General features: G+C 35.5%; 16 protein-coding genes, 1 pseudogene and 1 riboswitch. Of the genes and pseudogenes, 6 read left to right on the forward strand and 11 right to left on the reverse strand.

Annotated features, from left to right (window positions below):
* Positions 1-3: 3 nt before the first annotated feature.
* The 8 genes and pseudogenes from cobJ to B3P17_RS02940 all read right to left on the reverse strand — a co-directional run bounded on the left by cobJ (position 4) and on the right by B3P17_RS02940 (position 9,540).
* Positions 4-1,413: a precorrin-3B C(17)-methyltransferase gene (gene cobJ, locus B3P17_RS02910; protein ID WP_291103232.1), complete on the reverse strand. Its 1,410-nt coding sequence runs from the start codon at positions 1,411-1,413 to the stop codon at positions 4-6.
* A gap of 1 nt (position 1,414) precedes the next feature.
* A complete protein-coding gene (locus tag B3P17_RS02915; RefSeq protein ID WP_291103236.1) occupies positions 1,415-2,395 on the reverse strand; it encodes a PepSY domain-containing protein in 981 nt (326 codons plus the stop codon).
* 483 nt (positions 2,396-2,878) lie between these two features.
* Positions 2,879-4,720, reverse strand: a complete 1,842-nt coding sequence (locus B3P17_RS02920; protein WP_412266425.1) for a TonB-dependent receptor — start codon at positions 4,718-4,720, stop codon at positions 2,879-2,881.
* 57 nt (positions 4,721-4,777) lie between these two features.
* Positions 4,778-5,230, reverse strand: a pseudogene (locus B3P17_RS15855) (TonB-dependent receptor plug domain-containing protein); the annotation flags it as partial.
* Between the two features lie 43 nt (positions 5,231-5,273).
* Positions 5,274-6,209, reverse strand: coding sequence for a sirohydrochlorin cobaltochelatase (locus B3P17_RS02925; RefSeq protein ID WP_252637385.1), 936 nt, complete (start codon positions 6,207-6,209; stop codon positions 5,274-5,276).
* Entirely contained in the window at positions 6,206-7,336 is a 1,131-nt protein-coding gene (locus tag B3P17_RS02930; RefSeq protein WP_252637387.1) for an ABC transporter substrate-binding protein, read from the reverse strand. The genes B3P17_RS02925 and B3P17_RS02930 overlap by 4 nt, the downstream gene beginning before the upstream one ends.
* A gap of 8 nt (positions 7,337-7,344) precedes the next feature.
* Positions 7,345-8,781, reverse strand: coding sequence for a TonB-dependent receptor plug domain-containing protein (locus B3P17_RS02935; RefSeq protein WP_291103243.1), 1,437 nt, complete (start codon positions 8,779-8,781; stop codon positions 7,345-7,347).
* A gap of 33 nt (positions 8,782-8,814) precedes the next feature.
* Positions 8,815-9,540: a TonB-dependent receptor gene (locus B3P17_RS02940; protein WP_291103246.1), complete on the reverse strand. Its 726-nt coding sequence runs from the start codon at positions 9,538-9,540 to the stop codon at positions 8,815-8,817.
* A 49-nt stretch (positions 9,541-9,589) separates the two neighbouring features.
* Positions 9,590-9,785, reverse strand: a riboswitch (cobalamin riboswitch).
* 110 nt (positions 9,786-9,895) lie between these two features.
* Here B3P17_RS02940 and B3P17_RS02945 point away from each other — a divergent pair.
* The 3 genes from B3P17_RS02945 to B3P17_RS02955 all read left to right on the forward strand — a co-directional run bounded on the left by B3P17_RS02945 (position 9,896) and on the right by B3P17_RS02955 (position 13,627).
* The gene (locus tag B3P17_RS02945) at positions 9,896-11,197 is read left to right on the forward strand and encodes a cobyrinate a,c-diamide synthase (protein ID WP_291103249.1); all 1,302 of its coding nucleotides are present in this window, start codon (positions 9,896-9,898) and stop codon (positions 11,195-11,197) included.
* 199 nt (positions 11,198-11,396) lie between these two features.
* Positions 11,397-12,269, forward strand: a complete 873-nt coding sequence (locus tag B3P17_RS02950; protein WP_252637390.1) for an endonuclease/exonuclease/phosphatase family protein — start codon at positions 11,397-11,399, stop codon at positions 12,267-12,269.
* Between the two features lie 134 nt (positions 12,270-12,403).
* Entirely contained in the window at positions 12,404-13,627 is a 1,224-nt protein-coding gene (locus B3P17_RS02955; protein ID WP_252637391.1) for a GNAT family N-acetyltransferase, read from the forward strand.
* Positions 13,628-13,751: 124 nt separating this feature from the next.
* Here the strand turns inward: B3P17_RS02955 and B3P17_RS02960 are convergent, their stop codons facing one another.
* Complete coding sequence (locus tag B3P17_RS02960) at positions 13,752-14,306, reverse strand: NAD(P)H-dependent oxidoreductase (protein WP_252637393.1); 555 nt, start codon at positions 14,304-14,306, stop codon at positions 13,752-13,754.
* 78 nt (positions 14,307-14,384) lie between these two features.
* Between B3P17_RS02960 and B3P17_RS02965 the strand changes: the two genes are divergently transcribed.
* Entirely contained in the window at positions 14,385-14,738 is a 354-nt protein-coding gene (locus tag B3P17_RS02965) for a winged helix-turn-helix transcriptional regulator (protein WP_252637395.1), read from the forward strand.
* A gap of 64 nt (positions 14,739-14,802) precedes the next feature.
* On the opposite strand, the gene B3P17_RS02970 is transcribed toward B3P17_RS02965, so the two are convergent.
* Entirely contained in the window at positions 14,803-15,219 is a 417-nt protein-coding gene (locus B3P17_RS02970; protein WP_252637396.1) for an NUDIX hydrolase, read from the reverse strand.
* 68 nt (positions 15,220-15,287) lie between these two features.
* Positions 15,288-15,482, reverse strand: coding sequence for a hypothetical protein (locus tag B3P17_RS02975; protein ID WP_291103256.1), 195 nt, complete (start codon positions 15,480-15,482; stop codon positions 15,288-15,290).
* 807 nt (positions 15,483-16,289) lie between these two features.
* Here B3P17_RS02975 and B3P17_RS02980 point away from each other — a divergent pair.
* Complete coding sequence (locus B3P17_RS02980; protein WP_349681150.1) at positions 16,290-16,880, forward strand: putative quorum-sensing-regulated virulence factor; 591 nt, start codon at positions 16,290-16,292, stop codon at positions 16,878-16,880.
* Between the two features lie 41 nt (positions 16,881-16,921).
* Positions 16,922-17,154: hypothetical protein (locus B3P17_RS02985; RefSeq protein ID WP_291103259.1), on the forward strand; the 233-nt coding region annotated here is incomplete at its 3' end.

The following is a 17,154-nucleotide window of genomic DNA, read 5'->3' on the forward strand; positions in this document are numbered from 1 at the left end:
ACTTTATACGTCTCTTCCCGGTTTTAATTGTTCCGCATCATCAAAAGTGAGAATGGCGTTTACTAATGTTGCAGCCAGATTGCTTCCACCTTTACGCCCTTCAATTATTATCTTGGGCACATCGGTAAAAGGCTTGACCATATGCTTTGATTCACATACATTCACGAAGCCAACGGGAGCAGCTACTATTCCCGCAGGTTTTGCCTTATCTTTTCGTATTAGTTCGCATAGTGCCATCAGCGCAGTCGGTGCATTTCCGAATACAAAGAGAGCATTAGGATATTCTTCCACAGCCAAACGAATACCTGCTTGTGTACGAGTTATACCTTTCAGCTTAGCCAATTCAGCCACTCGTTCGTCATGCAGATAACATTTTACATCTATACTCAATCGCTCCAAAGCCCCTCTGCGAATCCCCGAGGCAACCATCGTAACATCAGTAATAATAGTCTTTACGTTACCATTTACAAATTCAGAATGAAGTTTTTCAACCGCTCTTTCATCCGTATATAGGATATTTTCCATATCAAAATCAGCTGTCGTATGAATAGCATGAAGTAAAGCCCATTTCTTATCTAATGAGATGTTCTTATTCTTCAATTCACCTTCAATAGTACGGAAACTACGTATCATTATATCCTGTCCGATGCCTACATCTTCGTTCTTTTCTTCTCTGTAATATCCACGGGGTGTTACAATGTGATTTTCATCGAAAATATAAGACTGAGAATTACCGATAATGACTATGGTAAACATATCTATCTCTTGGGGATCAAACTCCCCCAGAGTCGTCACATTAATTTGCTGTTCATCACGTCCAGCCTGACGAATATAGCCAATTGGTGTTTCGAGCGAACGCTCCTTTCTAAATAATTCTATCAGGCGGTTTATCTGCCAGTAGCGTCCATTACTCCTTGGATTATAGATTGCTGTAACAAAGTCAGCAGAAGCTGCGGCTATAATTCTTTTTTCTATCCTATCCCAGGGTGTCATTAGGTCTGATAGTGAAATGATACAGAAATCATGTCCTATAGGAGCTCCTAATAAAGCGGCGGCTTTTTGGAAAGCGCTAACACCGGGCAAGACTTCAATCTCTATCGAGCTTTGTTTCTCTATCTTCATCTCATAAACAAGCGGAGCCATTCCGTAAATACCTGCATCTCCCGAACTGATTACACAGACCGTTTTACCTTGCTCTGCATATCGGAAAGCTTCTTTAGCCCGTTCCTTTTCTTTTTTCATACCTGTATCGATACAGAGGCTGTCGGGCTTAATAATATCTTCAATAAACTGAAAATAGTATTTATAACCGACAATCACATGTGATATACGAATGGCATTTAATACAGCCGGAGTTATATCTTCCTTCGCCCCCGGACCTATCCCTGCAACTATTATTTTTCCTGTAGACATATTAAAATGATTTTTCTTCTTTTTCTTTGATACAAAGAGATTTCTTCAACTTCCTTACTTTTCTTATAATATATTTTATTCCTAGCCATACCCCCGTAATAGAAACGAATGTACCGCCGATCAATGTTATCCACATTGTAATGTTCCACAGAATAGGATGTTTTGCAAAGAATCCGGTTTTGTAACTATGCAATGCCTGATAAGTCCATTTGTGAACCTTACTGTTGGTATTAAAATATCGGATATTCCCATTTTTAGGATTAATATAATAAGTACTGTGATCAGTATCAGCCACCTCCACTTTGTATACGGGTAATGGCAGATGGTCTGTTAAGCCAACGTAATAGTTATCATATTCGTTCATTAATGACATTTTCATCGGCTCAATGTGCATCTGAACTATATAACCTTTTATATCTACTTCTTTAAGATTTAAAAGTTTAAGACTTTCTTCCGAAGCATCTATTGTTAACAGTTTCTTTCCTACGATAACCTTGTATAATGGTTTTTGTCCGAAATACGCCCATTCTACACTCTTTATCTCTCCCGAATAAGCCTCTACAACTTTTTGAACATTCAGTTTGTAGTCCTGAAGAATAACAGGGTGGGGTAGAAGCATATTTTCCTCAATAGATGGACTGTGTACTTTCGCAATCCAATCAGGAACATCGTTTAAAGACATCATTCCACTAAAAGTAAACGTGAAAACAAATATCCCGAAAACAAAGCCCATAATATGATGCCATTTATATGCAAATTTTCGATATGGGCTTCCCCATTCCTTTTTTTTACGATACTGTATGATGTACGCACGTATACCTATAATGATACCTGCAATGCATATAATACAGCCTATGCCCGATAAACAAGTTATTACATCAGTCCAGAGTTTTGCATTTTGTCTTAATGAAGTAAAGTATATCCAATGGGGAATTGCACCCAGCCATGACCAGAAACGATTGTTTTTATTCGTAAATTGCAATGCGTCTCCTGTTTGCGAAGATATATAAAGTTGATGTTTATCCTGATCTCCAAAATAGAACTTATAAATAGGAAAATCTTTCTTTAGATAGCTAAAAGGAATCCATTGTTCAAGTTCGGGAAGNNGGTATCTACTTTTACAATATCTGCATTACACCATTTTTTAGCATACTCTTCTATCTGAGGAAAAGATGGGGTTATTTCTATCTTATTCGATACTGCTCCACTATCCGCAGATATTTGGGTAGTGCCTTCTTTTGACATGGTTTCAAAAAAAGGTTTTCCGGCATACGATCTTAGCGAAAGTTTGAAGAATGTTGATCCCTCAGGTAAGCATTTTACAGCTGAATCTGGAGACNNTTAGATACACGAGGAAATGTATGATAAATCATTACAAATCCGGACAGGAACCAAACAACGAACAGAATACTGAGAATAGTCCCCAGTATTCTGTGTGTAGAATATAATATTCTTTTCAACATAATTATCTAAGGCTATATGCCAATGATAGCATAAAATTGCGAGGCATGCCCGGAACACGTTGTGTACCATAAACAGCCTGATTACTATACTTCTTATCAAATACATTATTTACATTTCCCGAAAGTCTTATACCGTTTTTTAAAGGATAAGAAATACCCATATCTGTCAGCCAGTACGATGAGAAAGACATACTTTTAGCATAATTCGTATATACCTTATCCATAAAAGATACGCTCAGGTTGTATGACAAAGCTCTGAAAATTCCTTTCGGAACAACAATACTTCCGTATGCATAAAATGTATTATGAGGAACCAATGTTATATTCTGAGTATCGATGCTTACATACTTGTTGGGTTGTATATCAAGAGTTTTTGTATCTGTATAAGAATATCCCAAATTGAAAGAAGAAAAATGAGTTGGCGTAATAGACATTTCAATATCGAATCCCTTAGATTCTTCACTTCCTACCTGTCCAATGATTGACTTCATTACAGGATTTCCGTTTGTATCAGAGCCCACACTTAACCGTCCAAAGCTTCTTACAATATCATTCTTACGAATGTAGAAAACACTGGCTGATGCCTGTAAAATGCTTTTATAAGTATATCGGGTACCTGCTTCAAACTGATAACCTTTTTCCGGATCGAAAATCCCTTTTCCGCTTTCAATATCTATTTCACTACCATTTTGGTTCAGATAAATTGTATTTGCAGCAGGGAATGTACGAGAAGGACGAAAATATGATGCTGCGGATGTGTAAATAGAAAGCTCTGATATGGGTAGGAATACCATTCCGGCACGGTATGTAAATGCAGAATTGGTCGCAATACTATATTGAGCTTGCTCTGATTTGTGATATTCACGTATGCCATCATAAGTATTTGCCCCTGTACGCATATATTTGTACATATCATATCTTGCAGCCAGCAATAATTTGAATTTTTCGTGAAACTCTATTAAATCCTGAAAATAGATTCCGTGTGTATAATCTTTGGTTATAATTACTTTACTAAACTTTGATTTCATGTATCCCATGCTCTGAGGGTTGTTTACAGCTATAATAGAGTATATTCCAGGGCCATAAATATCATATTCTCTATTGAATTTATCGTTTTCCGGAGCATTATTATATCCTGTATATGAATTGCGAAACATTTGAGAAAATGAATAGCCCCCTATGAAATTGTGTTTGATATTCCCTGTATAAAAATCGCCGGATAATTCTAGTTGATTACCTAAAGTTTTAGCTATATGAGAAAAACGCAAAGGATATGTAAGCTGAACAGAGTCGAGATTTATATACATCTTGTAAGTCCCCTTATCTATATAATGTTTGTATACAGAATTCATACTGTACAAATAGCTGAGCTCTTCTGTTCCCAGATAATTTATGTCATCATACTTGTATGATAAATAATTTGTTAACTTCATAGACTTGCTGAATTTTTTCTCATACTTTCCTGATATATCCCATCCGTTGTTTTTAAGAAAATCAGATTCATTATTATATCTCTTCTTTTCATTTAATCCCGGGATTTCTTGCCCTGCCTTCAAGTAAAGAGTGCCGTCTGTGTTATATACATCGGCCATCATTACAGGAGGAAGTCCTGTTTCAGTACCATACCAGTCTCGATGAAAACTACCCCTTACATCAATTTTACTTGTCGCATCGATATCTGCACCAAGAGCTAAATATCCGGAGAGCCGCTTGTTACCTGTAGCACGCCATCCATCCTGATCGCCATAATTAAAATTTGCACGGTAATTCACCGGACCGGCAAGGTTACCTCCGAAATCCATATTTGCCTGCTTGTTGTTCCAACTGCCATACGACATTTTCATGTTAACTACAGTTTGAGGTGTAGGAGATTTCCTTACAATATTCAATACTCCTCCCAATACAGAATGCCCATACAATACAGAAGCAGGTCCTTTCAAAAGTTCCATAGATTCTACATTGGTAAGATCAGAAAAGGGATACGAATTTATCATAGTACGCTCATCTCTTACTCCGTCAATCATAATGGGCGTATAAGTCATACCTCGCACATAGAGCGTCTGAAAGGCTCCATAGCTGGTATTCATTCTTACACCGGGTAAAAATTTCACAGCATCTTCAATATTTGAGATTCCTCTTATTTCGAGATCTTTGTAAGAAACTGTACTTACTGACATTGGTAGATATTGTAAAGGAACATTCAGTTTTCCTATCTCTACTTTCTTTTTGGATGTTCCGAGTATCTCAACTTCCTGGATAGAATATACAGTATCGGTCATACTTTTGTTCTGAGCAAAAGTATTTACGGAAAATATTATGATAATTATTATATAAAGTATACGTTTCATAAACATTAGTAAAAAATATTAGCTTTTTAAGTGTCCTATAGATAAACCTTTAGTATTCAGGTGTTATCTTTTCTCCCGTTTTTTCATATATGGATTTTTTCTCCATTATATCGATTTTACGATGAGTAGTTATAAATTGTAGATGAGATAAATATATTTCCCTGATTTTAGGGTTTTCTCCTAGCCCCTGAAGGTTTTCAGTTACAGATAAACCTTCTTTTTTAAGATTTTCGACCCAATCTCCAGCAATATCATTCTTTGCATGTTCTCCGGCTACAAACATAAATGGCATAAGAACAACCTCTTTCAAGCCCGAATCCTTTAATTGTGCTAAAACATCATCAAATTCGGGATAGCCTTCTACAGTTCCTACAAAGCAGTTTGTATGCCCCTTCGCTTTAAGCATATAATCGAGCATCGCATATTGGGCTGTAGTAGCATCATAAGTTCCATGTCCGACCCATATATAGGCAACATTTTTTTTATTTTCTACGGTTAAAACCTTTATAACTTCTTCGTAGTCTTGTGGAGAATAAAGCAATGGCGTACCTATACGTACATCCTTAAACAGTCCGCTCACATCTTCTACATTTTTGTACAAAGATTCCATTTCCACTCCATCGATAATAGTGGAAGACTGTATTAATATATGTGTGTATCCATCAGCATGAAGTTGTTTTAAAGCTTCTAATGGATTCACTTTATAGATACCACGTACAGAAAGCCTTTTGATAACAATACGTGAAGAATATGCTTCTCTTACTTCAATGGAAGGGAAAACTTGTTTCACCTGATTATTTAAAGCTTCTATTGTCAGTTCGCGAGTGTCGTCATGAGTAGTACCAAAATGAACTATCAGAATAGCAGCTTTATCGTTTGCCTGCATACTTTTAAAAATATCAGAATACTCGTAACTACCTCCACTATGTGCAAATGTTGCAACAGTGGTAAATAGTATCATAATATATAATAAAATCCTTTTCATAATATCTCTTCATCTAATGATTTGAAATAGCTTAATTTATTATCTGTGAATAAATTCGGATGAAATATTTTTGCCATGTCTTTCAATATAGAATCGGGATGAATCGGCAAATCCTCAAAATAATGGACTCTGCCGGTATTACATCCCCATATCTGTTTTTTATTAAAAGCACCAAACTGGGCATATATTTTATCTTCTTGTTTCAACCTATTATATGTGAAATCTTCTTCTCGATTGTACTTCAACAGCCAGATATCAGCCAATCCTGCTTTGTCGAGTACCATTTCGGCAGACAAGCGTGTCGATCCGGTTGAATTATCATCATTCCAAACGTATTCGCCTCCCGCATCACGTATCAGATTTGCCAGATAGCTTTTTCCTCCAGCAATTCGCCATGTTTTACCAAATTTCAGGTCGTTGAATACTGTTGGTTTATTAGATGCATTCTTTACCCTATCTTTTATTTCATTGTATCTGCGTTCTGTTTCTTGGAAAAGCGAGTCGGCTAGCGCTTTTTTTCCGTAAAACAATGCATGGAAGCGTATCCATTCGGCACGACCGAGAGCAGTATCTTCCATATAGTCAGTAGTAGCAATGATAGGAATTCTTAACTTATCCAAATAGCCCATGCCGGTTTCCATCGCTGATACAATAAGTGCAGATGGCATCAGATTGATTAATTGTTCAACATCCGGTTTATGCATACTGCCCAAATCTATAATCTTTCCGGCTTTCAATCGTTCTTGGATATAAGGCAGGTCTATATATTTGGCCTGACAGACCCCTGTTATACGATGATGTTCATCTATTTCTTGCAACATACTACATTGAATCGTAGAAAAAGCGATCACAGTTGGCAATGGTACTTTTACGATAGTTCCTTTAGGCAGGTTCGTCGGAATTTCTTTATCACGATCAATTAATATATATCGGTAGAGAGTACGCACTGTATCCCAAGGGTCACGTACGGTTACCAATTTGTAATCTTCATATTGTTCTACATTGAATCCACGAGCATGTCTTAGCTGATATTTTTCAATATTTTCATTCTCCTTATTCCCGATCGAAGAACAGGAATAAAGAATTGAGCAGAAAACAAAGAGGTATAATAAGTTTGAAGATTTCATAAACAATCTTACTTACTAAACTTAATTTTCAGGCTGGCATAAAATGTACGTCCGGGTGATAAAGTCGCATAATTGCGGTTGAAAGGTTTATCATCTACAAAGTCAAAGATATTTTCAATACCTAAACCCGGTTCAAATACAAGACCATTTATACTCTTGAATGTATGACGTGTAGCAAAGTTCCATAATTGATAAGCACGTGCATCATCACCATCATCATAATATCTACGGCTTTGCAGGCGTCCGTTTAAATTAAAATTTGACTTGAATAACCCGAAATCTTTAAACCAATTCAGGTTAACATTTCCTGTATGACGACTTATACGTTGAAGACGCTTACCTGTATCTAGGTCTTTAGCATTCACATAACTATATCCTCCTCCTAAGGTAAGGTTATAACCAAGGTATGAATTAAAAGTAAAGTCTACACCTTGAATACGAGATCTACCTATATTATGATACGATGATTTCTTATTATATCCTTCAGCTATTTCTTCAGGTGTTAATTCTATTTCATATGTGTCGATTTTGTTTTTAAGGTTGTTAACATAACCTGTAACAGCCAATGAAAGAAAATCCTTTATATATTCAGCATTGACAGAATAATAGTTTGAGCTTTCGGGCTTCAGATCTTTATTCCCTACACTTAAAGTGGTTTTACCTTTGCTGGTAACTTCAGTTTTCATGAATAACTGTTTTAAGTCAGGTGTTTTAAAACCTGTAGCGTATGATACTCTGAAATTGAAATCATTAAGAGTATACATCGCGCTGACTTTAGGTGTAACCCTGTTTTTGAAGGTTTCATTGTATATATATCTAACTCCGGGAACAATATTCAGCTTTCCGAAAAGATTTATTTCATCCTGAGCATAAAAAGCCAGCGTATAAACATTTCTGGAACCTCCGATGCTATCTGCCGGAGCATATAGGTTGTCTACCTTGTACTCTGACCCTACAGTTACTTTATTGAACTTTCCGGCGTTGAATGTACCTTTCAAATTTACATTATTGTACTTCTGCCTTCTCACAAATTCTTCATCTCCCGGCATAAATGTGACACCGTTTTTGTCTTTGGTTTCTTTCAGGTAAGCTTTAAAATATTCAAAACGGTCGGTATTCCAGTCTAATGAAATCAAACCATTATTTTTCAATAAATATTTTGCACCGGCACCAAACGAATAGTCGACATATTTCATATCGAACCCATAAGCACTTACAGGTCGTTTAAACTTTTTGTCGAAAAGACTTCCCTCTACATACATGCTCAATTCTTTTGTCGCTTTATAACCAAAACGCTGGCTGAAAACATCTGAATAGAAGCGTAACATGGCTTGTTTATCCGTATCTACTTCTTCATCGTTTATTATTTCCTTTTTATTAAGTTGCCAACCGTCAGCCTGATTTCGCTGAAAAGAAGTAGAGGAGGAGAAACCTCCTACATTCAAGTACAGGTTAGCATTTTGAGTAAATTGTCCATACTAAGAGAGGCGTGTCTCTGTAGAGAAGTTCACCAAATCTTTTGGCTTATTGGTTATAATATTAATAACTCCAGCTATTGCATCCGAACCATATAAAGAAGAGGCGGCTCCTTTCAAGACTTCTATACGCTTGATATTTCCCATATCAATGCGGTTCAGATCGACGTTACCACCCACATCGCCCCCAAGCTTTTTTCCATCGACTAACACAAGTATATATCTATTACTTAATCCATTCAGCTGCATATACGAACCCATTGCATTAGGAGTGAATGACATAGAGGGATTTAAGGCAATCATGGCATTTTCGAAGGTAGGAATATTCGTGTTTTGGAGTTCCCTCTGAGAAATAACATCTATTGCAACGGGCGAGTTTTTAAGTTTGTTGATTGTGCCGGTACCTGTTACTACTACTTCATTCAGTTTAAGAGGGGAATGTTTCATACGAATAAGGATGTTGTCATTAGATCTGTTTATTGTCTCACGAGCTCCATTATAATCCAGTGCACTAATTCTTAGAAGATTATTACCTTCCGGGATTTTTTCAAGACTAAACTCACCCTTCAAATCTGTGGATGTTCCAATGGTTGTGTACTCAATCCATACGCTGGCGCCAGCGATCGGCTTTTCATTTTCATCAACAACTCTTCCGCGCAAGCTCAACTGAGCGAACGAAATACTTGCAATACAGCATAGCAATGCTGTTAGCATAATTCTTAGTTTCATTAAAAAAGAAGTATAATGTTAGTTAATTATATTCCTGACCCCGGGAATATCTATTAATTTATGCTAGGCAGGTTTCCTGACTTGTTCCATTTTGAGAGGCCTTCCCATCATTGTGACAGTGGCAGTGGTGATACTCAAAATTTTATGGAATTCACAGTAGCGGGCACTGTTTCGGATTCTGACCGAATTCCCTTTTATGCAACAGACGAATGTCTGAATACATCACCTAAGCGGCTTCAAAGGTAATTGAAAAAAAATAGGATTAAAAAGAATTCTTAAAAAATATATTTTCTTGGTAAAATTCATTTCATTGATGGCTTTTTATACTTTTGCTGAAAATAAAACCAGATTACTCATGAAAGAGATTTCCAGCTTTCTTATAGCTGCGCCAAGTTCGGGTTCAGGAAAAACAACGGTTACTTTAGGCTTATTGAGAGCATTAAAGAACAGAGGGCTTAAAGTACAACCATTTAAGTGTGGACCAGATTATATAGATACCAAATATCATGATATGGCTTCAGGTAAAAAGTCGGTTAATCTCGATTTATTCTTATCAACAGAGAATCACGTCAGATATCTGTACTCAAAATACGCATCAGGAAATGATGCTTGTATTACTGAAGGAGTGATGGGGCTATTTGATGGATATGACAAGATGAAAGGAAGCAGTGCCGAAATTGCAGGACTATTGAATATCCCTGTTGTTATGGTTATAAATGCCAAATCTATGGCATATTCAGCAGCTCCGTTATTGTATGGATTCAAAGAATTTTATGAAAAGATAAATGTCTTAGGAGTAATTTTTAACTATGTTGGATCCGAAAGTCATTATAAATTTCTCGCAGATGCTTGCCACGATGTCGGTATAGTCCCATTAGGCTACCTGCCTAAAAATGAAAATCTGACTGTGCCTTCACGTCATTTGGGATTAAGTATCGATCAAGATTTTCTTCTAGATGACTTTGCTAATATTGCCGCATCAATTGTAGAAAAACATATTGATATTGATAAATTGCTATCATATACGCAAGTCAAAATAGGAAATCCAGAATTACATCGAATTAAAGAACATTCCTCTCTGAATCTGAAAATAGCAGTTGCAGCCGACGAAGCCTTCAATTTTATGTATCATGAAAATATAGAATATTTAAGAAAAATAGGAGAGGTGACCTTCTTTAGTCCTTTAACAGACAGATATTTGCCAAAGTCAGATTTTGTTTATTTCCCGGGAGGATATCCTGAATTATATGCAAAACAGCTAAGCGAAAATAAACTGCTACATAGGGCTATTAAGGATTATGCGGAAAATGGAGGAAATATTCTTGCAGAATGTGGTGGAATGATGTATCTGTCTTCATCTATAGCAGATAAGGATGGGATAGAATATCCAATGGTAGATATTTTCAAGCAAAAGGCTTCAATGGAAAACATGAAGCTTAAATTAGGATACCGTCAATTTGAATATAATAGTATAACTATTAGAGGACACGAATTTCATTATTCACATATTGAAAATAACATGGAAAGTATAACGCAGCAGTATAATGCAAAGGAGGTTCCAGTAGATACAAAGTTATTACGCTACAAAAATGTAATTGCAGGATATACTCATATATATTGGGCTGAGATGGAGAATTTGTTACATTTATTTAAGTGATAAAAGTGTAGTTTGTATCAAGTGCACCAACTCTGATGATTGGTTACAACTCATAATAACATAGTTTATCATATGTATCGATATATAAGTTTTTTTATCAGTTCTATTGCATAAACCGTTATAGAAAGTTATAATCTGAGAATATATCATCAAGAAATTATATTTACTTATTACCTTTAATTCTCAAATTAATTAAATAATGAAACAAATTTTTATTAGTGCAGTATTATTCATGACTGCCTTTACTCTAAATGCACAAAAATTTAATGTAGGAACGTATAATGTTAGAAATGACAATTCATCCGATGTGGGTAATATGTGGAAAGATCGCTTTCCGTATATTGCAAAGTTAGTACAGTATCACGACTTTGATTTCTTTGGAACTCAGGAGGCTTTACCGAATCAATTAAAGGATATGAAAATTGCTCTACCCGGTTATGATTATTACGGGGAGGGAAGAGACGGTAACGGACAAGGGGAGCATTCCGCAATATTTTACAAAACAGACAAATACAGAGTACTGAGTAATGGAGACTTCTGGTTGTCTGCCACACCTAATGTACCTTCTAAAAGTTGGGATGCTCCTTGTTGCAACCGTATTTGTACATGGGTTGAATTACAGGATATCAAATCAGGCAAGAGCTTCTTCGTTTTCAGTGCTCATTATGATTATGAAAAAGATTATGCACGCAACGAAAGTAGTAAATTGATATTGACTAAAATCAAAGAAATAGTAGGGGATAATCCCGTCATATTTATGGGAGACCTAAATGGAGGAATGGATAGTTCTTGGGCTCAGCTTCTTAATAACTCGGAAGTCTTAAGAGATACCTATTATGATGTTGAACAACCGTATGCCAATAACTCGTCATATAATGCTTGGGGAAAGCCTCTTGAAGAATTAGACAATTTAGATAGAGCTATTATAAGCAACAACGAAATATTGGATCATATCTATTTCAGTAAGCACTTTAAGACAAAAAGATGGGGAATGTTAACTGATACTTATAACATCGGCAAATTTCCTTCAGATCATTTTCCGATATTAGTAAATGCAGAATGGGCTAATTAGGTTAATTTTAAAGGAAAGAAATCGGAATATTTATTTCTGTCCTCTTACAGTATAGATATAATGTAAACATTTTTTTTCTGTATCCTGTTAAATAAGAAAACTTAAGACCTTTTATAAATAACATAATTCCAGTTATGGAAAGAAATAAAATAAGGGAGCGTTTAATCTTAAAACCTTTTGGCTTAGAATATATAGACCAATTTAATGAATTGTTGCGTTATGTATTTCAGGTAACCAATAACGATATCCTGCAAAGTGGATATAAGGATGGCGAGATTGTAAAGTCTAAACGTCCCATTCTCAAGAATGCAGATGTTATTGGATGGTTTAATGATGATCAGCTAATCTCTCAATTATGTATTTATCCCTGTCAAGTAAATATTCATGGAAAAATATTTTCAATGGGAGGGTTAACAGGAGTAGGTACATATCCTGAATATGCAAACCTTGGTTTGATGAATGATCTCATAAAATCAGGTCTAGAAATAATGAAGAATAAAGGACAATGGATCTCTTATCTCTATCCCTATTCTATCCCTTATTATCGGCGTAAAGGGTGGGAGATAATGTCCGATCATTTGACTTTTACAATAAAAGATAGCCAGATACCCAAAAACATTGCCGTAAAAGGCTTTGCTGAAAGATTATCTGTTAACGATCCGGATGTAATCTCGGTCTATGATAAATTTGCACGGAGCAACCACGGGGCTTTAATACGAGCTACACAAGAGTGGGAGGAATATTGGAGATGGGAAAATGAAGAGGAAAGAACCGCGGCTGTTTATTATGATAAAGATGACATTCCGCAAGGATATATCTTATATTGGATAGAAGAAGATATATTTCATATCAAAGATATTATATATCTAAATCAAGAAGCAAGAATAGGACTATGGAATTTTGTTTATGCTCATTACTCAATGATAGAAGAGGTACAAGGAAATATATACAAGAATGATCCTCTTCATTTCTTTTTGGATGATGGACAGATACAAGAGACAATCGAACCTTATTATATGGCTAGAATAGTTGATGTGGTTGAATTTCTTAATAATTTTCCGTTTAAAAACCTGGATGTATTTACTCCTTTCCATTTTGTAGTTTCCGATTCGATCGCAGAATGGAATAGGGGAGCGTTTGGCTTAGTTAAAGATGATAAAGGCAGGCTTACTCATACAAGTGAAGCTGTAGGTAAGCCTGTATATCTCGATATTCAAACATTGACAACTATGCTTATGTCGTATCGTAGTCCTTCATATCTGCATCGGATTGAACGACTTCAGGCAGATAATGATATCATTGAAGTCCTAGAACAAATAATACCAGATAATCAACCGTATTTTTCTGATTATTTTTAATTACTTTTTCTATAATAATAATTGAAGCTTTATATCTCTTACTTGACTTGCTTTCTATTCCACTATGAGATGTGATTTAAGCAATAGACCTGACAAGAGTCATTCTCAATTTTGCATATATTTGCTAAACTTTTTTACTGCATTCAGATAATAGAGATATTAGTTTTTCAGCATGTCTTTCAGCCCTGTCTTTTATTTCATACTCACCATAACCGGACACACCGGATGTTCCATGAAAATATACAGGGTCAATGTAATTCATTTGTGCAAAATATGCTGTCTGTTCCATATTTTTACAAAATTCTAAAACCCGAAAATGATGCTTTTCAAGTGTTCTATACTGGTCTTCAAATGCACCTACGGTAAAACTCGGTACAAAATTCTTGCCTTTTAGTTTGTCACCTTGTGAACCATAAGCAAACTGATGAACAAATACATAGTCAAACCACTGCTTTAAGATTGCAGGCATATTGTACCAGTAAAATGGATACTGAAACACGACTGTATTGTGCCTCAACAAAGCGTCCTGTTCGGCTTGCACATCAATACTAAAGTCAGGATAAAGAGCGTGCAAGTTTCGAATTTCTATATCCAAATTACTTTTTTGCAATCGTTCTACAATAGTTTTATTTGCTATCGATTTATTAAAATTGGGATGAGCTAAAATAAGTAATGCCATACTATAATAATTTTAGTTGCAAAACTAATTATAGTAATTTACCTTTGCAATAACTATCATAATGGATAGGTTGGAGGTATGGCAAAGAATATTGAATTTAATGGAAAAATGTATCATTGCACAGTCAGTTTGGCAATGGATATGATTGGAGGAAAGTGGAAAGTAGTGATATTATATTACTTAAAAGATGGAGAAAAGCGTTATAGCCAATTGCGAAAGGAAATGCCGGATATAACCGAGATGACATTGAGCCTCCAATTGAAACAACTGGAAGAAGTCGGATTAATATCAAGAACTGTGTATGGCGAAAAGCCTCCAATGAAAGTTATATACAAACTCACTCCATTTGGACATACCTTCGTGCCTGCTCTCGAAGCGATAAACAACTGGGGACATACCGTAGTCAGAAAAAAGTGCGAGGCTGTCGATTAGAATATATTGTATTTAGTAAATTCGTCTATTTATAAGAATAATATTTTCTGTTAGGAACTTCTCCTTAAATTACTAATCCATCAGCCTTTAGTCTTTTAAATATCTGAAGTACACCTATAACTTGTGCCGGTTCCTGTTCATAGCTATAACTATCAAAAAACTTGATAGCTTCGATCTCATTATTCGGGGATATATTTTCGTGCAGTTCGTATAAATAACAATCTTGCTCCATTATCAGATTTTCCTCTTCACCATATGCGGGCGCAGTAATATGGCAATAGTATTTTAGCAACTTAACATCTATTTTGAGAGTTAGTTCTTCCCATATTTCTCTCACTAAAGATTGTTGAGCTAATTCATCCGTCTCAATTTTTCCTCCGGGCAAATACCATGCTCTTTTATTATTACTATAAGCTAGGAGCAGCTTGTCATTTTTTATAACAAGAAGCCCTACAGTACGAATAAATTTTATTTTGCACATATTTCTCTAACCATTTTTGTTTTATTTCCGAGCTGGAATTATAATTTATCGCTTTCAGTACTGTTTGCCTATTTCGGAACATCCGATCCCATGCACTGCCGTTTGTCAATATCACCCATAACAGGATCATAGAAATAACGTATTTCGGGTTTCAATGTTTTTATTGTTCTTACAAAATTAGTTATTATTTTGACTTGTTCAGCAGAGCCGATAAAACCTATGATAATAGCTGCGATCTTCTTTATTAGTACTAAAGGAGGCATGATCATGCTCGGAAAAGATTTTGAAAATATTATCGGCTGCAAAACTTTAATAGCAGTAAATAAGATAAAAAAATAAGGCTCGTATATACTTCTCAGGACAACAATTATTCACTGCAACCTGGTATAAGAATCTATATCTTATTGATACTTAAAGATTCTCTGCTTTTACCGATTGCTCTGCCTGCACTTGATTCCCATATACCTGTATTTATTACAGCTTTTATATTAAAACTGACCTTTTCCTAAGAGATGGTAATCCGACAAAAGATAGGTGCTGTTCCGCCCTTTTTAAGTTTGTCTCGACGGATGTAATAAATGACATTGAATGTACTTTTAAATTACAAATAAAACATTATTGTTTTTCGAATGAGTAAATCTAGTACTTCCAAAAACATCTGATACACTGTCAATTAAAGATAATCTAGGGTGAACACTTTGGGGAACGAATTAGGGCGTTCGATGCCCGTTTTATGTCTTTTTCTGGCTACATGGATAAAAAGAAAAATCCTACAATATATTGATATTGTAGGATTTAACTAACTTTTTTTTCGCCTTTTGGCTTTAACTTTGGCGGTATGGACGGAATCCATTATTTTTTAGTTAGATAACTACATATCAAATATCTATGTTACCAATATTTATAAAGGTGAACACTTTGGGATATTTCAAAATATCATATTGTGTCTTGGTATTGAACACGCTTGTCCGTACATTAATTACTCATTACAAATATAACACATTAATTAATCAGATCCATATGCTTTAGAGAAATAATTAGATATATCTGTCCGATCTATAGATGAAGCGATTCAATTTGCACAAGAATATCCAAATTCGGCAGCCATTTATTCAGGTATGCACGCATCGGAACGTGAGCGAGTGATCTCCGAATTCAGAAAAGGTAATATCCGCGTCATATTCAACGTGCGTGTTCTCTCAACAGGATTTGACTACACTAAGATCGATTGTATTATTCTCGGTATCTCAACAGCTTCTATCGCTCTGTATTATCAGATATTAGGTCGTGGTACTCGTATCGATGATGAAAAAGAGAATTGCTTGATATCAGACCTTGCCGGTAATGTAGACCGATTCGGGAAAGTAGAAGATATAACGTTTGAGAAAGAGCGAATCTGGAAAATGTACGGTACTGATGGAAGACTTCTTTCTGGTATTCCTATACATGAGATTGGAACAATAAAGAAAGGTGATGCTGAGAAAGAAATACAGAAAAGCAGTTCTAATATTGACAAACCTCTTGAAACTATGCCTTTCGGAAAATATAAGGGTGAAAACTTTAAAGATATACCGAAAGAGTATAGAGTATGGATGCTCAAATCATTCGATTGGCACGCTGCGAATATGAATTTGAAACAGGCAATTGATAGGAGTTTGTAAAAAGAGGCTTTTGTTGAGCATTTTTATATTTTAAATATAAAATGGTACGCATCGACATTAAACCTCTCTCAATAAACGAAGCATGGCAAGGTAAACGATATAAGACAGAAAAATATAAACAATACGAGAATATCTTACTCTGGCTTTTACCTAAAATAAAAATACCCGAACCACCTTATGAAATTCATTTCAGATTCGGATTTAGTAATTCTTTATCCGATTGGGATAATCCGGTAAAACCGACTCAAGACATTTTAAGCAAGAAATACGGTTT

This window comes from Dysgonomonas sp. UBA7630, from assembly GCF_002483985.1.
Classification (GTDB): Bacteria; Bacteroidota; Bacteroidia; order Bacteroidales; family Dysgonomonadaceae; genus Dysgonomonas.

Excerpts from the sequence above, each read along its gene's own strand:
- cobJ (WP_291103232.1), bottom strand. The coding sequence starts at position 1,413 with ATGTCTACAGGAAAAATAATAGTTGCAGGGATAGGTCCGGGGGCGAAG.
- B3P17_RS02920 (WP_412266425.1), bottom strand. The coding sequence starts at position 4,720 with ATGAAAATGTCGTATGGCAGTTGGAACAACAAGCAGGCAAATATGGAT.
- B3P17_RS02925 (WP_252637385.1), bottom strand. The coding sequence starts at position 6,209 with ATGAAAAGGATTTTATTATATATTATGATACTATTTACCACTGTTGCA.
- B3P17_RS02930 (WP_252637387.1), bottom strand. The coding sequence starts at position 7,336 with ATGAAATCTTCAAACTTATTATACCTCTTTGTTTTCTGCTCAATTCTT.
- B3P17_RS02940 (WP_291103246.1), bottom strand. The coding sequence starts at position 9,540 with ATGAAACTAAGAATTATGCTAACAGCATTGCTATGCTGTATTGCAAGT.
- B3P17_RS02945 (WP_291103249.1), top strand. The coding sequence starts at position 9,896 with ATGAAAGAGATTTCCAGCTTTCTTATAGCTGCGCCAAGTTCGGGTTCA.
- B3P17_RS02950 (WP_252637390.1), top strand. The coding sequence starts at position 11,397 with ATGAAACAAATTTTTATTAGTGCAGTATTATTCATGACTGCCTTTACT.
- B3P17_RS02955 (WP_252637391.1), top strand. The coding sequence starts at position 12,404 with ATGGAAAGAAATAAAATAAGGGAGCGTTTAATCTTAAAACCTTTTGGC.
- B3P17_RS02960 (WP_252637393.1), bottom strand. The coding sequence starts at position 14,306 with ATGGCATTACTTATTTTAGCTCATCCCAATTTTAATAAATCGATAGCA.
- B3P17_RS02965 (WP_252637395.1), top strand. The coding sequence starts at position 14,385 with ATGGCAAAGAATATTGAATTTAATGGAAAAATGTATCATTGCACAGTC.
- B3P17_RS02970 (WP_252637396.1), bottom strand. The coding sequence starts at position 15,219 with ATGTGCAAAATAAAATTTATTCGTACTGTAGGGCTTCTTGTTATAAAA.
- B3P17_RS02975 (WP_291103256.1), bottom strand. The coding sequence starts at position 15,482 with ATGCCTCCTTTAGTACTAATAAAGAAGATCGCAGCTATTATCATAGGT.